This is a genomic window from Nocardiopsis sp. TNDT3, from assembly GCF_003427465.1.
GTDB classification, from domain to species: domain Bacteria; phylum Actinomycetota; class Actinomycetes; order Streptosporangiales; family Streptosporangiaceae; genus Nocardiopsis; species Nocardiopsis dassonvillei.
Genome location: NZ_QPFC01001197.1, coordinates 1 through 1482, shown reverse-complemented (window position 1 = coordinate 1482; position 1482 = coordinate 1). Strand labels below are relative to the sequence as shown.

General features: G+C 72.8%; 2 protein-coding genes. One reads left to right on the top strand and one right to left on the bottom strand.

The window, feature by feature from the left end:
- Positions 1–313 precede the first annotated feature (313 nt).
- On the top strand, positions 314–556 hold the full coding sequence (locus DQW06_RS25730) for a PLD nuclease N-terminal domain-containing protein (protein WP_013152706.1): 243 nt from the start codon (positions 314–316) through the stop codon (positions 554–556).
- A gap of 213 nt (positions 557–769) precedes the next feature.
- Here DQW06_RS25730 and DQW06_RS25725 read toward each other — a convergent pair.
- A partial coding sequence (locus DQW06_RS25725) for a S9 family peptidase (RefSeq protein ID WP_157983606.1) occupies positions 770–1482 on the bottom strand: 713 nt, incomplete at its 5' end.

Below are 1482 nucleotides of genomic sequence, written 5' to 3'. Positions count from 1 at the left end.
CCCCAGGGGGGACGGGGGCCGCAGGGGTCCGACCCGCTCCGGGAACCGCCCGCCCGGAGGGCACCGACGAAAGTCGGTCGGCGCACCGACCAAAGCGACGCCGCTCTCCTGGGCGTGCCGCCTTAGGAGACGACACGGTGGGTTCTCCAGAGGGATGCCTCCCCCCGGGTCACGCACCTAGCGTGGTGTTCGTCCCCGCGGGGGCGCCCGGCCGGCCCGCACCGACGGACCGCCGGGAGCCCGTCCGTCCGCGGATCCACCGCGGCCGGTCAGGGGACACGACGCCCGACCCCGGACCTCGAAAGGGAACCACATGTCACTCCTGGCGCTGAACGACTCGGGCCTCCTCACCACCGTGCTCCCGATCCTGCTGCTGGTCGGGGTCGCGGTGGTGTCCCTGGTGGCGGTCGTGCTGATCATCGCGGCGGTGTTCAGCATCCTCACGTCGCGGGTGGACGGGGCGATGAAGGTCGTCTGGCTCATCTTCGTCTGTATCGCGCCCCTGATCGGGGCCGTCCTGTGGTTCCTCGTCGGGCGCAACCGCGTTCCCTACTGATCAAGGTTCCCGGGACGCGGAGGGCGCGGCGCGCACGCGTCCCCCGCCGACCGCGTCCCCAGCCGATCGCGGGCCCGGCCCGGAGCCGGGTCGGGGGCCGCTCCCCCGACACCCGGCCCTGGAGCCGGAACCCCCCGCCCGGTGCGGCGCCCTCGTCGCCATCCCCCGCGGGCGCCGACGGGACGGCGGACGTGGCCGGGCCCGGTCAGGGGTTCACCGTCCGCCGAGGTGGCGGGCGAGGAAGCGGTCGATGGCGCCGAACATGGTGATCAGGTTCTCCGGGTTGACGATGGCGTGCCCCTCGTCGTCGAAGACCAGGTACTCCACGTCCACGCCGCGCCCGCGCACCGACGCGACGATGTTGTCGGACTCGGCCTTGACCACGCGGGCGTCGTTGGCCCCCTGGACGACCATCAGCGGCGCGGCGATCCGGTCCACCCTGCTGATCGGTGAGCGGGCCAGCATGTCGGCCTCCTGCTCGGGGACGGCCGGGTCGCCCACGTAGCGGTACCAGTTGTTGACCAGCGCGGGTCGCACGAACGCGGGCTGGGTCCGCATGAAGTTGGCCAGGTCGGAGATGCCGACGACGTCGACGGCGGCGGCGAAGCGGTCGGGGGTGAAGGCCGCCCCGACCAGCGCGGCGTAGCCGCCGTAGGAGCCGCCCAGGATCGCCACCCGGTCCGGGTCGGCGTAGCCCTGCTCCACAGCCCAGTCCACGGCGTCGATGAGGTCGTCGTGCATCTTCCCGGCGAACTCGCCGATCGCCGCCTTCATGTGGGCCTTGCCGAATCCGCTGGAGCCGCGGAAGTTGACCTGGAGCACCGCGTAGCCCCGGTTGGCCCACAGCTGCGCGGAACCGTTGAACCCCCAGTTGTCGCGGGCCCAGGGACCGCCGTGCACCATCAGCACCATCGGCAGGTTCTCGG